Below are 17,201 nucleotides of genomic sequence, written 5' to 3'. Positions count from 1 at the left end.
ATCTTGTAGTAGAGGGCAGTCGGCTTATAGCGGCCGCTCGGGTCGCAGGCGTAATCGGGAATTTCACCGGCGCGGGTATAGCCCAGCGATTGGTAGAAGTCTTCGGCGGGCGAGCCGGCTTCGGTGTCGAGATAAAGCATTCCGCGCTTGTGCTGCAGGGCGGCCGCCTCCAGGGCACTCATCAGTTGCTGGCCCAGACCGCGACGCCGCGCATGTTCGCGCACCAGCAGCTTCTGCACTTCGGCGCGGTTCAGGCCGTTGGCTTTCTGGCACAAACCCAACTGCACGCTGGCCTGGACCTGTTCGTCCTTGACCACCACCCACAGCAACACATTGCCCTTGTTCAGGTTCTCCTGAACCTCATCGAAATACGCACGCGCCTGGATGGCATCGAGTTCAGCCATGAAGCCGACACTGGCGCCATAGCCGACGGCATCGAGCAGCAGGTCGATCAGGCCCTGACGATAATGCGCAAAGCTTTCTACGTTGACGCGTCGCAGTTGGGCGGCGTTCATCGGGGATTACTCCTGGTTGATGCTTGGCGGCTGCGCRCCGGGATTCAGGGTCAGTTGCATGAAGGTCAGGTCCAGCCAGCGACCGAACTTGGTGCCGACCTGCGGCATTTGCCCGGTGGTGATAAAGCCGATGCGCTCATGCAAGCGAATGGAGGCAGCGTTAGCGCTTTCGATAGCCGCGACCATCACGTGCTTGTCGCAGCCTTTGGCGCGTTCGATCAGCGCTTGCATCAGTTGCGGGCCGAGGCCGTTGCCGCGCTGGTCGCTGCGCACATAGACCGAGTGCTCGACGGTGTGGCGGAAACCGTCGAAGGGCCGCCAGTCGCCGAACGAGGCGTACCCGAGCACCGTGTCGTCGGCATCGACGATCACCAGAATCGGATAAGCCTGGGATTGCCGGGCGTTGAACCAGGCCTGGCGGTTGTCGAGGTCGACCGCGTGCTCGTTCCAGATCGCCGTGGTGTTGAGCACCGCGTCGTTGTAGATGTCGCGGATGGCCGGCAGATCGGCATGCACGGCATCGCGGATGTGGTAAGTCATGGCGCGGCCTCAGGCGATGGGTTGGTGGACGGTGACCAGTTTGGTGCCGTCGGGGAAGGTGGCCTCGACCTGGACTTCCGGGATCATTTCCGGKATTCCTTCCATCACTTGTTCGCGGGTCAGCAGGGTGGTTCCGAAGTGCATCAGCTCGGCCACCGTCTGYCCGTCGCGTGCGCCTTCAAGCAGCGCGGCGCAGATGTAGGCCATGGCTTCCGGGTAATTGAGTTTCACGCCGCGAGCCAAACGCCGCTCGGCCACCAGGCCTGCGGTGAAGATCAGCAGCTTGTCTTTTTCGCGTGGGGTCAGGTCCATCGTTTGAGATCCATAATCGGCAGTTAAAAAGGTGTCAAATCTTGCAACCCACAGGACTGTAGGAGCTGACGAGTGCAACGAGGCTGCGATCTTTTGATCCCGGTCTTTCCCGTGCCGCTGAAGATCAAGATCAAAAGATCGCAGCCTTCGGCAGCTCCTACAGGGTATGCATACTCAGGTGCTCCATATTCTGGGGGGGACCGCTTCGCGACCGAGCAACGCCGGCCTGAGCAGTCGCCACAATTCAATCAGCCATCCCCGCGCCAACAGCGCTTCACTGGCCAGGCATCGGGCAACCAGCAACCCCGGCAATTGGGTCAAATCCCCGCGCACGTCGTCGGGCAGCGAGCGGCAGGTTTCCAGCAGTTCGCTATCGATCTCACCCGTCACCAACAACGTCGCAAACACCGGTTGCCCGTCCAGCCCGATGGGCGAATCGAGCAAGCCGTCCGCCCCGACAACGCGCTGGCGTTCATGCCAGAGCAACTGGCCGTCGCGGCGGATATCCAGATGTGCCTGGAAGTGCCCAAGGTCGAAGCGCTCGCCACTGGCCGGCCGGCCCAGCGCCACGACGTCCCRATAGAACAGCCGTGCATCGCCTTCAAGGTCGATGCAGGTGCTGAGTTCAGCCTGGGCCGCGCTGAAAATGATCGTCTCCTGGGGCAGCCATTCCAGTGTCGCACCGGCTGCCACCTTCAACTTCAGCTGCTGATAGGCGGGGCCGGCGGCGCGATACCACTTGGCCGCGCCGGGGCTGGTGATTTGTGCCCAGGCATCGCGCTCGACGCGGGCTGAAATATCCAGCCGATCACCGCCGGCAATCCCGCCTGGCGGGTGGACGATGATGTGTTGGCAGACTTCAGGCCCTTCGGCATACAGATGCTTCTGTACCCGCAGCGGGCCCAAGTGGCGGCGCTGGACCGGACGTGTGCTATCGCCGAAGCGGGCGTAACCCAGCTCCAGCTCGGCGTGCCAGCTCGGGGTGAACAGCGTTGTTTGGGCAGGTAAATTCATGATTTCTAATTATCGTTAGGTCGCTAAAGATTAGATCGTAACCAGACCGCGCACACCCTCGGCTTCCATATTTTCTCCGCGACCCTGTTGCACGATCTCGCCTCGGGACATCACCAGGTACTGGTCAGCCAGTTCGGCGGCGAAATCGTAGAACTGCTCCACCAGCAGAATCGCCATGTCGCCCCGGGCTGCGAGTTTTTTGATCACGGCACCGATCTCCTTGATTACCGACGGCTGGATGCCTTCGGTGGGCTCGTCGAGGATCAGCAGACGAGGGCGGCTGGCCAGCGCCCGGCCAATGGCCAGTTGCTGTTGCTGGCCACCGGACAGGTCGCCGCCGCGCCGTTGCTTCATTTGCAGCAGCACCGGGAACAGTTCGTAGATGAAGGCAGGGACTTCCCTGGCTTCGCTGCCGGGAAAGCGCGACAGCCCCATCAGCAGGTTTTCTTCCACGGTCAGGCGGCCGAAGATTTCCCGGCCCTGCGGTACGTAAGCGATGCCGGCATGCACACGCTGGTGCGGCTTGAACGTAGTGATCGGTTTACCTTCCCAGTTCACTGCGCCCTCCTTGGGCGGCAGCAAACCCATCAGGCATTTGAGCAGGGTGGTCTTGCCTACGCCGTTACGCCCGAGCAGGCAGGTGACTTCGCCGACCTTCACGTCAAATGTCAGGCCGCGCAGGATGTGGCTTCCGCCGTAATACTGGTGCAGTTTGTCGACTTGCAGCATTTTCAAATACTCCTCAAATCCCCGTAGGAGCTGCCGAAGGCTGCGATCTTTTGATCTTCAAAAGACAGATCAAAAGATCGCAGCCTCGTTTCACTCGACAGCTCCTACAAGGGATACAAATCAGCGACCGAGATACACCTCGATCACCCGCTCGTTGTCCTGCACCTGCTCCAGTGATCCTTCGGCCAGCACACTGCCCTGATGCAGCACAGTAACGTGGTCGGCAATCGAACCGACGAAGCCCATATCGTGCTCCACCACCATCAGCGAGTGCTTGCCGGCCAGGGTCTTGAACAGTTCGGCGGTGAATTCGGTTTCAGCATCGGTCATGCCCGCGACCGGTTCGTCGAGCAGCAGCAATTGCGGGTCCTGCATCAACAACATGCCGATCTCCAGGAACTGCTTCTGGCCGTGGGACAACAGGCCCGCCGGGCGATTGACCGAGGAAGTCAGGCGAATGGTCTCCAGCACTTCGTCGATGCGGTTTTTCTGCTCGCCGTTCAAGCGCGCCCGCAGGCTGGCCCAAACGGATTTGTCGGTTTTCTGCGCCAGTTCCAGGTTCTCGAACACCGTCAGGGCTTCGAACACCGTTGGCTTCTGGAACTTGCGGCCGATACCCGCCTGGGCGATCTGCACTTCGCTCATTTGCGTCAGGTCCAGGGTTTCGCCGTACCAGGCCTTGCCGTGACTGGGACGGGTCTTGCCGGTGATCACGTCCATCAGCGTAGTCTTGCCCGCGCCGTTGGGGCCAATGATGCAGCGCAGTTCGCCGACGCCGATGTACAGGTTCAGATTGTTCAGCGCGCGGAAGCCGTCGAAGCTGACGCTGATGTCTTCCAGGGTCAGGATGGTGCCGTGGCGGGTGTTGAGGCCGGGGCCGACACGCTGGCCGAGGCCGATGGCATCGCGGCTGCTGCCGGCATCCTTGTTGGGCTCCACAGGAAAAAAAGCCGGTTCGAGCATGAATTCAGCGGTTGCAGTGATTCTCATTGCTCACCTCTTTTCTTCAACAGGCCGATCACACCCTTGGGCAGGTACAGGGTCACGACGATGAACAGCGCGCCGAGGAAGAACAGCCAGTACTCGGGGAAGGCCACGGTGAACCAGCTCTTCATGCCGTTGACCACGCCGGCGCCGAGTAGCGGACCGATCAAGGTGCCGCGACCGCCAAGGGCCACCCACACCGCGGCTTCGATGGAGTTGGTCGGCGACATCTCGCTCGGGTTGATGATCCCCACTTGCGGCACGTACAGCGCACCGGCCAGGCCACACAACACCGCGCTCAACACCCAGACAAACAGCTTGAACCCGCGCGGATCGTAGCCGCAGAACATCAGGCGGTTTTCCGCATCGCGCAACGCGGTCAGTACCCGGCCGAACTTGCTCTGCGCCAGGCGCCAGCCGATGAACAGGCTCGCCACCAGCAACAGCACGGTGGCGAAAAACAGCACCGCGCGGGTGCCCGGTTCCGTGATGCCGAAGCCAAGAATGGTGCGGAAGTTGGTGAAGCCGTTGTTGCCGCCAAACCCGGTTTCGTTGCGGAAGAACAGCAACATGCCGGCGAAGGTCAGGGCCTGGGTCATGATCGAGAAATACACGCCCTTGATCCGCGAACGAAAGGCGAAGAAGCCGAACACCAACGCCAGTAACCCCGGCGCCAATACCACCAGGCACAGGGTCCAGAGGAAGCTGCTGGTGCCGGTCCAGAACCATGGCATTTCGGTCCACGACAGGAACGTCATGAACGCCGGCAAACCATCGCCCGAGGCCTGGCGCATCAGGTACATGCCCATGGCATAACCACCGAGGGCGAAGAACAGGCCGTGGCCGAGGGACAGCAGGCCGGCATAACCCCAGACCAGATCGAGCGCCAGTGCGACGATGGCGTAGCAAAGAATCTTGCCCACCAGCGTTAGCGTGTAGGCGGAGACATGCAGCGTACTGTCCGCCGGTAACAGCGACAGCAGCGGCAATGCCAGCAACAGAACGAGGATCACCACACCGACGGCAATCGTGACTTTAGGGCCGGCCTTTTGTGTGGCATTGAGCATCAGGGGCTGGTTCATCAGTCGATCACCCGTCCTTTGAGTGCGAAGAGGCCTTGCGGACGTTTCTGGATGAACAGAATGATCAGCGCGAGGATGAGGATCTTGCCGAGCACGGCACCGATCTGCGGTTCGAGAATCTTGTTGGCGATCCCTAAGCCAAACGCCGCCAGTACGCTACCGGCCAACTGACCGACACCGCCGAGCACCACCACCAGGAACGAGTCGATGATGTAGCTCTGGCCGAGGTCCGGGCCGACGTTGCCGATCTGGCTGAGGGCCACGCCACCGAGGCCGGCGATGCCCGAGCCGAGGCCAAAGGCAAGCATGTCCACGCGTCCGGTCGGGACGCCGCAGCAGGCGGCCATGTTGCGGTTCTGGGTGACTGCGCGCACGTTGAGACCCAGGCGAGTCTTGTTCAGCAACAGCCACGTGAGCACCACCACAAACAAGGCAAAGGCAATGATGACGATGCGGTTATAGGGCAGCACGAGATTGGGCAGTACTTGAATTCCGCCCGACAGCCAGGCCGGGTTAGCCACTTCGACGTTCTGGGCGCCGAACACCAGTCGAACCAGTTGGATCAGCATGAGGCTGATGCCCCAGGTGGCGAGCAGGGTTTCCAGTGGCCGTCCATAGAGGTGGCGAATCACCGTGCGCTCCAGCGCCATGCCGATGGCAGCGGTGACGAAAAACGCCACGGGCAGCGCGATCAGCGGATAGAACTCGATGGCCTGCGGAGCCAAGCGCTGGAACATCAGTTGCACCACATAGGTCGAGTAGGCGCCGAGCATCAGCATCTCACCGTGGGCCATGTTGATCACGCCGAGCAGGCCGAAAGTGATCGCCAGACCGAGGGCGGCGAGCAGCAGAATCGAGCCCAGCGACATACCGCTGAATGCCTGGCCGAGCATCTCGCCGACCAGCAGTTTGCGTTTGACTTGAGCGAGGCTGGTTTCGGCCGCAGTGCGTACATTGGCATCGGCTTCAACGTCAGGTTCGAGCAAGCCTTCGAGGCGGGTGCGGGCCAGCGGGTCGCCGGTTTCGCCGAGCAAGCGCACAGCGGCCAGTCGTACAGCCGGGTCGGCATCCACCAGTTGCAGGTTGGCCAGGGCGAGGCTCAATGCTGCGTGAACGTGTTCGTCCTGTTCGCTGGCGAGTTGCTGATCGAGGAATTTCAACTGCGCCGGCTTGGCGCTTTTTTGCAGTTGCTGCGCGGCGGCCAGACGGATTTTGGTGTCGGTGGCGAGCAACTGATGACTGGCCAGGGCCGTGTCGATCAGACCCCGCAGGCGGTTGTTCAGGCGCAGGTTTTTTGGTTGGCCGTCGATGGTCAATTCGCCTTGTTGCAGGGCGTTGATCAACTCGATACGGGCCGGATCGGGTTGTGCGGCCCAGGCTTCCAGCAGTCTGGCTTGCTGCGCGGGATTGGCGGTGACGAAGTCTTCGGCGTCACCGGCGTGGGCGGCCATCGGCAACAGCATTGCAATGGTCAAGATGAAGCGATAAAGGGCGGTGGGCATAAATAGTCGCCTTGACGCGGACATTGTGGGAGCGAGCTTGCTCGCGATAGCGGTGGTTCAGTCACAGAAATGTTGAATGTTCCGCCCTCATCGCGAGCAAGCTCGCTCCCACAGGGATTTTTGTCGGGCTCGAAAAGTGTCTTCAAGCCCGACACCCAATGGCTTAGTTGCTCTTCACCGCATACTCCGGCTTCTTGTCGTTGCCCGGGATGAACGGGCTCCACGGCTGGGCGCGGATTGGGCCTTCGGTCTGCCACACCACGTTGAACTGACCGTCAGACTGGATTTCGCCGATCATCACCGGCTTGTGCAGGTGGTGGTTGGTCTTGTCCATGGTCAGGGTGTAGCCGGACGGCGCGGCAAAGGTCTGGCCGGCCAGGGCTTCGCGGACTTTGTCGACGTCGGTGGATTTGGCTTTTTCCGCCGCTTGCGCCCACATGTGGATGCCGACATAAGTGGCCTCCATCGGGTCGTTGGTCACCGCCTTGTCGGCGCCCGGCAGGTTGTGTTTCTTCGCGTAGACTTTCCAGTCATCGACGAACTTCTTGTTCACCGGGTTCTCGACCGATTCGAAGTAGTTCCACGCCGCCAGGTTACCCACCAGTGGCTTGGTGTCGATGCCGCGCAGTTCTTCTTCGCCGACCGAGAACGCCACGACCGGAACGTCGGTGGCTTTCAGGCCCTGGTTGGCCAGTTCTTTATAGAACGGCACGTTGGAGTCGCCGTTGACGGTGGAGATAACCGCGGTCTTGCCGCCCGCCGAGAATTTTTTGATGTTGGCGACGATGGTCTGGTAGTCGCTATGACCGAACGGGGTGTAAACCTCTTCGATGTCCTTGTCGGCCACGCCTTTGGAGTGCAGGAACGAACGCAGGATCTTGTTGGTGGTGCGCGGGTAGACGTAATCGGTGCCGAGCAGGAAGTAGCGTTTGGCACTGCCGCCTTCTTCGCTCATCAGGTATTCAACGGCAGGGATCGCCTGCTGGTTCGGCGCAGCGCCGGTGTAGAAGACGTTTGGCGACATTTCTTCGCCTTCATATTGCACCGGGTAGAACAGCAAGCCGTTGAGTTCTTCGAACACCGGCAGTACCGATTTGCGCGACACGGAAGTCCAGCAACCAAACACCACGGCGACCTTGTCCTGGGTCAGCAACTGACGACCCTTCTCGGCGAACAGCGGCCAGTTCGAGGCCGGGTCGACCACCACCGGCTCGAGCATCTTGCCGTTCACGCCGCCCTTGGCATTGATCTCGTCGATGGTCATCAGCGCCATGTCTTTCAACGACGTTTCGGAGATCGCCATGGTTCCGGACAACGAATGCAGAATACCGACCTTGATGGTCTCGGCGGCCTGGACGGTCCAGGTCATGCCCATCGCGGCAATGGATGCCGAGAGTGTGAAAGCCTTGATCAAGCTGCGACGCTTCATTGTGCGATCTCCATGAACGTTAAAGTTTTTTATGGTTGGCAGATGCGGACTACTGAAGGTGTGTTTTGCAAGGGCTGTGCCCGGTCGGCAAAAGGCAGGGAAACGTCGTTCCAGAGCGGTTGCACGGTTCTCAAGCGCACCATGAGAGGACATGGTCAGTGGTCTGGTGCGCTGAGGTGCGTCACATTGGGGCGCGGATTTTATGAGCAACACAAATCAAATGTGGGGGCGGGCTTGATCTGTGTGAATCAGCGGCGGCGCATCAGGCCGATGAAGAACAACCCGCCAATCGCAGCGGTGGCGACGCCGATAGGAAGGTCTTCCGGAGCGATCAGTGTCCGGGCGGCGACGTCGACCCAAACGAGGAATACACTGCCGAGCACCACGCACACCGGCAGCACACGTCGGTGTTCGGCCCCGACCAGACGCCGCGCAATGTGCGGCACCATCAGCCCGACAAAACCGATCGAGCCGCTGATCGACACCAGCACCCCGGTCATCAGTGACGCAATCAAAAACACCCGCAGGCGCACGGTGCGCGCATTCAGGCCCAGGGTCACCGCCGTCTGTTCACCGGCCATCAACGCATTCAGCGGTCGCGCCATACCCAACAGCAAAATCAGTCCGAGCAACACACTGGCTGTCGGCACCGCCAGCAGCTCCCAGCGTGCCAACCCGAGCCCGCCGAGCATCCAGAACATCACCGCCGAACTGGCACGATGGTCGCCCAGGAACAGCAGTAAATTGGCAATCGCCATCATCACGAATGACACCGCCACACCGCATAACAACAAACGATCACTGTCGAGGCGACCGTGGCGACTGGCGATCATCAGCACCACCAGCATGCTCAGCAATGCACCGATAAATGCCGCGATTGGCAAGCTCAGCCGGCCAGCGATCTCACCGACATGCAGCACCACAATCACTGCGCCCAACGTCGCACCGGACGTGACGCCGAGTAAATGCGGGTCAGCCAAGGGGTTGCGCGTGACCGCTTGCAGCACCGCGCCGATCAATGCCAGGCCGGCGCCCACCAGCGCGCCGAGCAGCATGCGCGGGACGCGGATCAGCCAGACGATATACTCTTGTCCGGGGTTCCAGTCCGGCACAGCTAATCCGAACAGTTTGTACAACAGGATGCGCCACACCACGTCCACCGGCACCCGTGCCGGGCCGAAACCCAGGGACACCACGCACGACACCAGCAACAGCGCACCGAGGGCGATCAACAACAGGGCGTAGCGACGGTTGATCATTCGCCGTGGAAACCCTTGGCCAGGGTTGCGACCGCCAGCGCGTTATCGATCCCCGGCGTGGCCTGCACGTAAGGAATGACGATGAAGCGCCGGTGCTTGATCGCATCCACCGATTGCAGGGCTTTGTTGTCCAGCAGAAATTGAATCTTCTGCTCTGCGGTGACTTCGCTGTAGTCGACGATCACGATCACCTGCGGATTGCGCTCGACCACGGTTTCCCAATTGACCCGGGTCCAGCTCGCGTCGACATCCTCCAGAACATTGCGCCCGCCAGCGGCGTCGATCAGTGCTTGCGGCATGCCCAGGCGCCCCGAGGTCATGGCCCGGTCTTCGCCGCTGTCGTACAGGAAGACCCGCGGTTTTTCCGCGGGCAGGCCTTTACCAATGTCCGCCACTTGCGCCTGCATGTTGGCGATCAGGGCATTGGCGCGGTCCTGTATGTCGAAGATTCTGCCGAGGTTTCGCAGGTCGTTATAGGTGTCTTCGAGGCTGGCCGGTGGACGCTTCATCACGAAGGCGCAGGACTCGCTCAGCTCATACACATTGATGCCCAGCGGTTGCAGGGTTTGTGGCGTGAGATCGCCGCCGATACGCATACCGTAGTCCCAGCCGGCGAAGAAGAAATCGACGTTGGCATTGAGCAGGGTTTCCACCGACGGGTACTTGGCCGCCAGTTCCGGCAGGCCTTCGAGAATGCTGTGCATCTCGGGCGTCACGGCCTTCCAGCCACTGATGCCGCTGTAACCGGCCATTTGTGGTTTGAGGCCGAGGGCGAGCATCATCTGGGTCATGTTGATGTCGTGGCTGAGGGCGTGTTGCGGTGCCTGCTTGAAGGTCACCTCGCGGTTGCAGCTTTTGATTGTCAGCGGGTAACGGGTGGCTTCGGCCAATGCCTGGGTGCAGCCCAGCAGCATCACGAGAGAGAGGCCGCAGCGCAGCAGGGAACGCAAAGTCATGGTTGGGTTATCCAGGTGATTCGTGGGTAGCCGTGCAGTGGATGCTCATCGATCAGCGCTTCGACGCCGAACACATTGCGCAGCAGCGCAGCCGTCAGGACTTCTTTCGGTGTGCCGCTGGCGACGATACGACCATGGTTGATCACGTACAGCCGATCACAAAAAGCCGCCGCCAGATTGAGGTCGTGGATGCTCGCCAGGGTGCCGATGTTCAAGCGCTTGACCAGCTTCAAAAGCTCAAGCTGATAACGCGGATCGAGGTGGTTGGTTGGCTCGTCGAGTATCAGCAACTGTGGTTGCTGAGCCAGTGCGCGGGCGAGGATGACCCGCTGTTTTTCACCACCGGAGAGGGTGGCGAAGCCGTGGTTTTCGAAGCCCTTGAGACCGACAGATTCCAGGGCCTGATTGATAAGATCGCGGTCTTCAAGGGTGTCGCCATCGAACAAGCCTTTGTGCGGCGTGCGGCCCATGGCGACCACTTCCTCGACGGTCAGGCCGAAGGCGTCGGGGAACTCTTGCAAGACCACGGCGATGCGTTGCGCGCACCAGCGCGAGGATTGCTTCCAGACGTTGTGGTGATCGAGTCTGACCTCACCGCTTTGCGGTTTGCTGAAGCGCCAGGCACAACGCAACAGGCTGGTCTTGCCACTGCCGTTGGGGCCGATCAGCCCGACGAACTCACCGGCAGCCACGTGTAGCGAGGCATCACGGAGCTGGAACTGATGGTGGCAATGGCCGTGGCCCAGTGGGGACCAGGTGAGGTTTGTGAGGTTCAGCGAGGACATGCAGTGACTCTTGAGGTGATGCCAAGGGCCCCATCGCGAGCAAGCTCGCTCCCACAGGTCTTACGCAATCCCTGTGGGAGCGAGCTTGCTCGCGATGGGGCTGAGGTGATGCGCGGGGAGTTTACAGTGCCTTTCGCCCCGCGCATCTCGCCTGTTTCAAGATGAAGATGAGGCGCTTTCAGTCTGCCGGGTGAAACGCGACAGCAGTACACGATCCAGCACCCACACTACCACCAGCGAAGCGCCCACCAATGGAAAGGCCACCGCCAGGGCGAACATGATCACCATCGCGGTTTTCCATTTCGGCAGGTCATGGCGCAGCGGCGGTACGCCGAGTTTTCCTTGCGGACGGCGCTTCCACCAGATCACCACGCCACTGACGGCGCTGAGCAAAATCATCAGGCAGATCAGCAACACCACGATCTGATTGAACACACCGAACATCTTGCCTTCGTGCAGCATCACGCCGATTTCCGTGGCGCGGGCGACGGTGCCGTAGTGCTCGAAACGTACATCGGCCAGGACCTTGCCGGTGTATTGATCGATGTGCAGCGTGGCGTCATTGCGCGGGTCGTCGGCGAACACGGCGATGGTGAATACGCCGGTCGCGGTGGTCGGCAGGGTGATGCTGTAACCCGGTTCGACCTTGCGTTCGCTGGCGATGTTTTGTACGTCCTGCAGGCGGATCAACGGCGAGGCCGGGCCGGCCGACGCTCCATCGTGAGCCATGTGTTCGGCATGGTCGCCGGACATCGGCATCGGCGTGTTTTCCATGGCCCACGGCACGGTCTGGCGGGTCGCGGTGTTGAGGCTGCGCGCCTCGACATCGGACTTCGGTACGTCATCCCACATGGCCGCCGGGAACACGTTCCACACTTCGGCGTATTGCTTGCCCCAGAAGCCGGTCCAGGTCATGCCGCTGAGCAGCATCACCAGCAGCAGGGACGCGCCCCAGAACCCGGTGACGGCGTGCAGGTCACGCCACAATATGCGACCGCGACTGTTCAGGCGCGGCCACAAGATGCCTGCCGCCTGACCACGCGGCCACCACAGGAAAATCCCGGACACCACCAGCACTACGCCCCAACCGGCGGCCAGTTCGATCAGCCGATCGCCAACAGTGCCGATCATCAGCTCACCGTGAATCGCTCGGGCAATGGCTTGCAGATTCTTCTTGGCGTCTTGCTCACCGAGGATGTCGCCGTGGTAGGGGTCGACGAAAACGTTCAGCTCCTTGCCATCGTTGAGCACGACAAACTGCGCGCTACGCTCGGCGTTGACCGGCGGCAGGTATTGGGTGACCTGGCCTTGTGGGTAAGCCGTTTTCACCCGCGTCAGCAGGTCGTCGGCCGGGACGATGTGATGACCGGACGGGACGTTGAACAGGCTGCTGTACATCAGCGAATCGAGCTGCGGTTTGAACAGGTAGATGATGCCGGTCAGGGCCAGCATCACCATGAATGGCGCAACGAACAATCCGGCATAGAAATGCCAGCGCCACGCCAGGTTGTAGAAGTTCACTTTGGGCTGTTTCATCGGTTGTGCTCCGCTTGGCGAATCAATTGTTTGTAAAAGATCGCAGCCTCGTTTCACTCGACAGCTCCTACAGGGCGTACGCGCTCCAATGTAGGAGCTGGCGAAGCCTGCGATCTTTTGACTTTTTTTGTTAGAAACTCATGTCCACCTTGGTCCAGAGCGTGCGCCCCGGTTCCTTGATGGCTTGCGGGTCATTGGCGGGGTAGCCGAAACCGGCGTTGCCGGCCAGGTTCAAGTGCTCGGCGTAAGCCTTGCCGAACAGGTTGTCGACGCCGCTGCTGACCTTCCAGTTGCTGTTGATCCGATAGGCACCGTTGAGGGAGAACACGCCGAAGCCCGGCGTCTTGCCGAAATCCTTGCCGACCACGTTGCCCTTGTTCTGGTCGATGCGGTTTTGCGCGGCGACCACTCTCCACAGTGCGCCGGCGCTCCAGTTGTCTTCGCTGTAGGTCAGGCCGAAACGGGCATCCAGCGGCGGCATCTGCGGCAACGGATTACCATCGCTGCTGTTCTTGCCCCAGGCGTAGGCCAGGGCCGCGTCGGCGTTCCAGTTGTCGGTGAAGTTGTAAGCGGCGCCCAGTTCGCCGCCCATGATTCGCGCGTCGATGTTTTCGGCTTGCGAGGTCGTACCCATTATTGTCGGGGTGTAGTTGAACAGGATGTAATCGCGAACCTGTCCGACGTAAGCCGAGGCCCAGGCTTCGATTTTTTCGGTCTTGTATTGCAGGCCGAAATCGAGCTGGGTGGTTTTTTCCGGTTTGATCGAATCGAAGGCATTCACCGAACCGACGGGGCCGGATTTGGGTGAAAACAGCTCCCAGTAATCCGGGAATCGCTGGGTGTGACCTATGCCTGCATACAAGGTGGTCGGGCTGTCGGCCAGGTCATGCTCGTAGCGGATGAAGCCGCTGGGCAGGGTATCGGCGCGGGTGTCGTCGGCGGTCGGATTCGGGCGGGTCATCATGCCCGAGCCGGTGGTCTGCCGATAATCCTTGGCCGAGGCGCGGTCCAGGCGCGCGCCGCTGATCAGGCGGTCACGGTCGGCGGCGTACCAGGTCAGTTCGCCGAACACACCGTAGTTATGGAAGTCGGCATCCTTGGTGTACGGCAGGTCCTTGTAGGTGTCGACCCCCATGGCGCTGCGCTGGCGATGTTCGTTGGTCTGCGCGTCGATGCCGCTGATCAGTTGCACATCGGCCCAGCGCCAGGTGGCCTTGATCCGTGCGCCGAGGGTACGGCGGTCGACGTTGGAGGCCATGGGGCCAGCCATCATCCCGGTGCCGGACGGCGTGCGCAGGGTGTAGTTGTCCATCACATGGTCGGCGTAGTTGTAGTAGACCTGCGCCTCGACCTTGTCCAGCACCTCGTCGATGTTGGATTGTTCGAAGCGCAGGCCGAGGCTTTCGCGCAGGAACTGCGAACCGTCCATGCTGCGCCCGGCGTAGCGGGCTTCACCATCGCCACGGCCGGCGGTCAGTTCCAGCAAGGTGTCGGTATTCGGCGTCCAGCCGACGGCCACGTCGCCGTTCCATTTGTCATAGCGCGACGGCACGGTGTCGTTGTTGCCGTCCTGGTAGTCGTCGGAGTGCGCGGTGTTGCCAATGACCCGCACGTAACCCGACTGACCGCCCGCTGCGGCGTCCACCAGTTTGTCGAAACGGCCGTAGGAGCCGGCCAGCACGCTGGCGTTGACCCGTGTGCCGAGTTCGCCGAAGTGCTCCGGTTCGCGGTCGAACAGGATAGTGCCAGCCGAGGAACCCGGCCCCCACAATACGGTTTGCGGGCCTTTGATTACGGTGAGTTTGTCGTAGGTTTCCGGCGAGATATAGGAAGTCGGAGCGTCCATGCGGCCCGGGCAGGCACCGAGCATCATGCCGCCGTTGGTGAGGATGTTCAGCCGCGAGCCGAACATGCCCCGCAGCACCGGGTCGCCATTGGTGCCGCCGTTGCGCACCATGGCAAAGCCCGGGATGGTCTTCAGGTAATCGGCGCCATCGCTGGCCGGCACCGGTTGGCGCGGGTCCTTGGGGTTGGTGACGATGGTCAAGGGCGAGCTGGGGGCAACGGCGGTAATCACCGTCGGGCTCAATTCTTCACTGTGACCGGCATGGTCATCGGCGAGCGCAGAGGGCGCCAGCAAGGCACCGCACAGGATCGCAGTGGCGTGCCTGAAACGAACGCCGGATTCGTTCAGGGCATAAGAGGCTTGGGCATGGCTCAAGCATGGGACAGCAGAAAACCTGGACATGACAATTTCCATCGAACAGTCGTAAACGACACGGCCGGCAGCCTGAAGCTGTCCCTGTGGGAGCGAGCTTTGGTTGTCTTGCGGACCGTGTGAGATCGGGGTGGGTGTTTACGCGATGGCGGGCGGGGCGCGGGTGCGGGCGCCGGGAAAGAAGGTTTGCCGGGCATGGCCCAAGCGTGGGGAAGGCGTGGTGAACGTGTTGACGGGTGAGATGACGAAGTTGGCGAAAGACACGCCACCGGTCAGCGCCGGGCAATTGAACAGCAGGCTGCAATAGCCGCACTTTTCCCACAGCACAGGGTGCCCCGGGGTTGGCGGGCAATGCTCGGCGGTGGCTAGCGTGGCATGGTCGGCAGGCTCCATCGCCGACATGTCCATGCTCATACCCACAGGCATGGTCATCGACATGGCGCGCGAATCCATCGGCATCGACTGAGAAATCAGCGGACCGATAAAAATCATCAGCATGGCGAACAGGCTGATCCAGCTGCCGCGTGTCAGGCTCAATGCCTGATCGCGTGACCTGGATGACCTGGCGCTAAGCGGGCGCATGGGCGTTTTCAGTTCAGGCGATTACGGCTTGTGCACGTGCGCTTGCATGGTGTCCGGCGCCTGCTTCTGCACCGCGACTTCGACCGTCACGTCACCGGACTTCTCGAAGTGCAGCGTCATGGGGAAACGCTTGCCGTCAGTGAGCAGGCTGCGGTCCTTGAGACCCAGCAACATCACGTGATAGGCCATCGGTGCGAAAGTGACCTCGCCACCGGCGGGCACTTCCACGCTCGGTACGTGCTGCATTTTCATCATGTCGCCTTGCATCACGTGCTCATGCAATTGCGCTTCGCCCGCAATGGGGGTGTCGACGCTGAGCAGGCGGTCGGCGGTCTTGCCTTCATTGTTGATCACGAAATACGCCGCAACGGTTGGCGCGTTGGGCGGCAACTCCTGGGACCACGGATGCGCGATTTCCAGTTCGCCGACTTTGTATTCGTGGGCATTGGCAAAGCAGGCAGGCAGCAGCAACGCGGCCAGAACGATAAGTTTGTTCAACATGGCAGTTCTCCGGAACGATTTAAACGCAGGTCAATCGCGAGAAAAAATCACACCAGAGGGGACGCACGGGGGTTGAGACTCGGCCATTGCTGGCGCGGTGACGGGCTGTCGAGCGAGGTGGCGGGCAGGCTTCGGTTGGATTCGAAGTGCGCGAAATACAGCTGTGGCGAATGCCCCGGCAACGCCACCAATGGCGCAGAACCCGAGCAGCACCAGCAATGCTGCATGTTGGAATGATCGTCGCTTTGCGGGGCTTTCTGCTCAAGGTCCCCGATGGCAATCGCCACCATCCTGGTGCCGCTGGAGCTGCAGAAACTGCCCCACAACAACTGTTCGGCAGGTGACTTTGCCGTTTGCGCCATCGCTCCGGACATCGGCATGGCGAGCATGTTGAACAGCACTGCGAAGCAGGCTATCCAGGCAATTGCGAGCCGTTGTCGGGACATGGGACAAATCCGTTTGGGTGGGTGATCAGGCGCGGGCTATTTAGCCTGATCAGGGCCGATAAGTAAAAAGGCGGCATGCGGTTTGGTGTCGCAGCGTAATCAGACAGCGATGGCATGCAAGCGCAGACCCAAGGCTTTCATAACTTTCATGATAGTCGCGAATTCCGGATTGCCACTACTGCTCAGCGCTTTGTAAAGACTCTCGCGCCCCAGACCGGCATCACGGGCGATTTGTGTCATGCCCTTTGCTCGGGCGATATCGTTGAGCGCTGCACGTATCAGCACGCCGTCTCCGGCATCTTCTTCAAAGCAGGCATCCAGATAAGCCGCCATTTCCTCCGGAGTTTTGAGAAACTCGACGGCATCAAAACGGGTAAATTGTTCGGCCATGATTTACTCCTCATTACCGATATTGTGTGCCATTTGAATAGCACGTTTGATATCTCGTTTTTGAGTCGACTTGTCACCCCCGATCAACAGCAAGTAAATCACCTCATCTCTGCGAGTGAAGTACATCCTGTAGCCTGGGCCGTAGTGAACGCGCATCTCATAAACCGCAGCACCTACAGATTCACAATCACCAAAATTTCCATACTCGGCTGCCCGGAGTCTGGCGATTATTCGAGCTTTGCCGATGGTGTCCCTCAGCGAGTTGAGCCAGTCAGCAAATACTTGGGATCGCTCAAATTCGATCATGTTGAATCGTATTCCTTGGGATACAGGGTGGCAAGCGGCACTTTCTTTTGGGCGAGACCATTCATCCCTGTGGATGTTGGGTGCGCTTGATTGGTTCAGGGGGGAGGCGAACTAT

Annotated in this window: 19 protein-coding genes; all 19 read right to left on the bottom strand. The window is 60.7% G+C overall.

Features of this window, described 5'->3' with window-relative positions:
• Positions 1 to 515: GNAT family N-acetyltransferase (locus tag AC1DVH_RS07615; protein ID WP_477753270.1), on the bottom strand; the 515-nt coding region annotated here is incomplete at its 3' end.
• Between the two features lie 6 nt (positions 516 to 521).
• Positions 522 to 1,055, bottom strand: coding sequence for an N-acetyltransferase family protein (locus tag AC1DVH_RS07610; protein ID WP_477753269.1), 534 nt, complete (start codon positions 1,053 to 1,055; stop codon positions 522 to 524).
• Positions 1,056 to 1,064: 9 nt separating this feature from the next.
• The gene (gene ureA, locus AC1DVH_RS07605; RefSeq protein WP_477753268.1) at positions 1,065 to 1,367 is read right to left on the bottom strand and encodes an urease subunit gamma; all 303 of its coding nucleotides are present in this window, start codon (positions 1,365 to 1,367) and stop codon (positions 1,065 to 1,067) included.
• Between the two features lie 174 nt (positions 1,368 to 1,541).
• Entirely contained in the window at positions 1,542 to 2,381 is an 840-nt protein-coding gene (locus AC1DVH_RS07600) for an urease accessory protein UreD (protein ID WP_477753267.1), read from the bottom strand.
• A gap of 30 nt (positions 2,382 to 2,411) precedes the next feature.
• On the bottom strand, positions 2,412 to 3,110 hold the full coding sequence (urtE, locus tag AC1DVH_RS07595; protein ID WP_477753266.1) for an urea ABC transporter ATP-binding subunit UrtE: 699 nt from the start codon (positions 3,108 to 3,110) through the stop codon (positions 2,412 to 2,414).
• 120 nt (positions 3,111 to 3,230) lie between these two features.
• Positions 3,231 to 4,100, bottom strand: coding sequence for an urea ABC transporter ATP-binding protein UrtD (gene urtD, locus AC1DVH_RS07590; RefSeq protein WP_477753265.1), 870 nt, complete (start codon positions 4,098 to 4,100; stop codon positions 3,231 to 3,233).
• A complete protein-coding gene (gene urtC, locus AC1DVH_RS07585; protein WP_477753264.1) occupies positions 4,097 to 5,176 on the bottom strand; it encodes an urea ABC transporter permease subunit UrtC in 1,080 nt (359 codons plus the stop codon). Before urtC ends, urtD begins: the two co-directional genes overlap by 4 nt.
• Positions 5,176 to 6,678 carry an urea ABC transporter permease subunit UrtB gene (gene urtB / locus AC1DVH_RS07580; protein WP_477753263.1) on the bottom strand — a complete coding sequence of 501 codons (1,503 nt, stop codon included), beginning with the start codon at positions 6,676 to 6,678 and terminating at the stop codon, positions 5,176 to 5,178. Before urtB ends, urtC begins: the two co-directional genes overlap by 1 nt.
• A 163-nt stretch (positions 6,679 to 6,841) precedes the next feature.
• On the bottom strand, positions 6,842 to 8,107 hold the full coding sequence (gene urtA / locus AC1DVH_RS07575) for an urea ABC transporter substrate-binding protein (protein WP_477753262.1): 1,266 nt from the start codon (positions 8,105 to 8,107) through the stop codon (positions 6,842 to 6,844).
• A gap of 248 nt (positions 8,108 to 8,355) precedes the next feature.
• Positions 8,356 to 9,366: a FecCD family ABC transporter permease gene (locus AC1DVH_RS07570; RefSeq protein ID WP_477753261.1), complete on the bottom strand. Its 1,011-nt coding sequence runs from the start codon at positions 9,364 to 9,366 to the stop codon at positions 8,356 to 8,358.
• Positions 9,363 to 10,322, bottom strand: a complete 960-nt coding sequence (locus AC1DVH_RS07565) for an ABC transporter substrate-binding protein (RefSeq protein WP_477753260.1) — start codon at positions 10,320 to 10,322, stop codon at positions 9,363 to 9,365. The genes AC1DVH_RS07570 and AC1DVH_RS07565 overlap by 4 nt, the downstream gene beginning before the upstream one ends.
• Positions 10,319 to 11,107 carry an ABC transporter ATP-binding protein gene (locus AC1DVH_RS07560; protein WP_477753259.1) on the bottom strand — a complete coding sequence of 263 codons (789 nt, stop codon included), beginning with the start codon at positions 11,105 to 11,107 and terminating at the stop codon, positions 10,319 to 10,321. The genes AC1DVH_RS07565 and AC1DVH_RS07560 overlap by 4 nt, the downstream gene beginning before the upstream one ends.
• 156 nt (positions 11,108 to 11,263) lie before the next feature.
• Positions 11,264 to 12,643, bottom strand: coding sequence for a PepSY-associated TM helix domain-containing protein (locus tag AC1DVH_RS07555; RefSeq protein WP_477753258.1), 1,380 nt, complete (start codon positions 12,641 to 12,643; stop codon positions 11,264 to 11,266).
• A gap of 130 nt (positions 12,644 to 12,773) precedes the next feature.
• Positions 12,774 to 14,891: a TonB-dependent copper receptor gene (locus AC1DVH_RS07550; RefSeq protein WP_477753257.1), complete on the bottom strand. Its 2,118-nt coding sequence runs from the start codon at positions 14,889 to 14,891 to the stop codon at positions 12,774 to 12,776.
• 108 nt (positions 14,892 to 14,999) lie between these two features.
• Positions 15,000 to 15,443: a DUF2946 domain-containing protein gene (locus tag AC1DVH_RS07545; RefSeq protein ID WP_477753256.1), complete on the bottom strand. Its 444-nt coding sequence runs from the start codon at positions 15,441 to 15,443 to the stop codon at positions 15,000 to 15,002.
• Between the two features lie 21 nt (positions 15,444 to 15,464).
• The gene (locus AC1DVH_RS07540) at positions 15,465 to 15,944 is read right to left on the bottom strand and encodes a copper chaperone PCu(A)C (protein WP_477753255.1); all 480 of its coding nucleotides are present in this window, start codon (positions 15,942 to 15,944) and stop codon (positions 15,465 to 15,467) included.
• Between the two features lie 47 nt (positions 15,945 to 15,991).
• Positions 15,992 to 16,390 carry a DUF2946 domain-containing protein gene (locus AC1DVH_RS07535; RefSeq protein WP_477753254.1) on the bottom strand — a complete coding sequence of 133 codons (399 nt, stop codon included), beginning with the start codon at positions 16,388 to 16,390 and terminating at the stop codon, positions 15,992 to 15,994.
• Positions 16,391 to 16,489: 99 nt separating this feature from the next.
• Positions 16,490 to 16,780, bottom strand: coding sequence for an addiction module antidote protein (locus AC1DVH_RS07530; RefSeq protein ID WP_007994260.1), 291 nt, complete (start codon positions 16,778 to 16,780; stop codon positions 16,490 to 16,492).
• A gap of 3 nt (positions 16,781 to 16,783) precedes the next feature.
• Positions 16,784 to 17,086: a type II toxin-antitoxin system RelE/ParE family toxin gene (locus AC1DVH_RS07525; protein WP_477753253.1), complete on the bottom strand. Its 303-nt coding sequence runs from the start codon at positions 17,084 to 17,086 to the stop codon at positions 16,784 to 16,786.
• Positions 17,087 to 17,201: the final 115 nt, after the last annotated feature.

This window comes from Pseudomonas sp. P4_C3 (assembly GCF_056402075.1).
The sequence above is the reverse complement of the archived record's forward strand: the minus strand, read 5'-3'. Positions and strand labels throughout refer to the sequence as shown.

Bases quoted from the DNA above. Each gene is read 5' to 3' on its own strand.
- urtE (WP_477753266.1), bottom strand. From the start codon at position 3,110: ATGCTGCAAGTCGACAAACTGCACCAGTATTACGGCGGAAGCCACATC.
- urtD (WP_477753265.1), bottom strand. From the start codon at position 4,100: ATGAGAATCACTGCAACCGCTGAATTCATGCTCGAACCGGCTTTTTTT.
- urtC (WP_477753264.1), bottom strand. From the start codon at position 5,176: ATGAACCAGCCCCTGATGCTCAATGCCACACAAAAGGCCGGCCCTAAA.
- urtB (WP_477753263.1), bottom strand. From the start codon at position 6,678: ATGCCCACCGCCCTTTATCGCTTCATCTTGACCATTGCAATGCTGTTG.
- urtA (WP_477753262.1), bottom strand. From the start codon at position 8,107: ATGAAGCGTCGCAGCTTGATCAAGGCTTTCACACTCTCGGCATCCATT.
- AC1DVH_RS07570 (WP_477753261.1), bottom strand. From the start codon at position 9,366: ATGATCAACCGTCGCTACGCCCTGTTGTTGATCGCCCTCGGTGCGCTG.
- AC1DVH_RS07565 (WP_477753260.1), bottom strand. From the start codon at position 10,322: ATGACTTTGCGTTCCCTGCTGCGCTGCGGCCTCTCTCTCGTGATGCTG.
- AC1DVH_RS07560 (WP_477753259.1), bottom strand. From the start codon at position 11,107: ATGTCCTCGCTGAACCTCACAAACCTCACCTGGTCCCCACTGGGCCAC.
- AC1DVH_RS07555 (WP_477753258.1), bottom strand. From the start codon at position 12,643: ATGAAACAGCCCAAAGTGAACTTCTACAACCTGGCGTGGCGCTGGCAT.
- AC1DVH_RS07550 (WP_477753257.1), bottom strand. From the start codon at position 14,891: ATGTCCAGGTTTTCTGCTGTCCCATGCTTGAGCCATGCCCAAGCCTCT.
- AC1DVH_RS07545 (WP_477753256.1), bottom strand. From the start codon at position 15,443: ATGCGCCCGCTTAGCGCCAGGTCATCCAGGTCACGCGATCAGGCATTG.
- AC1DVH_RS07540 (WP_477753255.1), bottom strand. From the start codon at position 15,944: ATGTTGAACAAACTTATCGTTCTGGCCGCGTTGCTGCTGCCTGCCTGC.
- AC1DVH_RS07535 (WP_477753254.1), bottom strand. From the start codon at position 16,390: ATGTCCCGACAACGGCTCGCAATTGCCTGGATAGCCTGCTTCGCAGTG.
- AC1DVH_RS07530 (WP_007994260.1), bottom strand. From the start codon at position 16,780: ATGGCCGAACAATTTACCCGTTTTGATGCCGTCGAGTTTCTCAAAACT.
- AC1DVH_RS07525 (WP_477753253.1), bottom strand. From the start codon at position 17,086: ATGATCGAATTTGAGCGATCCCAAGTATTTGCTGACTGGCTCAACTCG.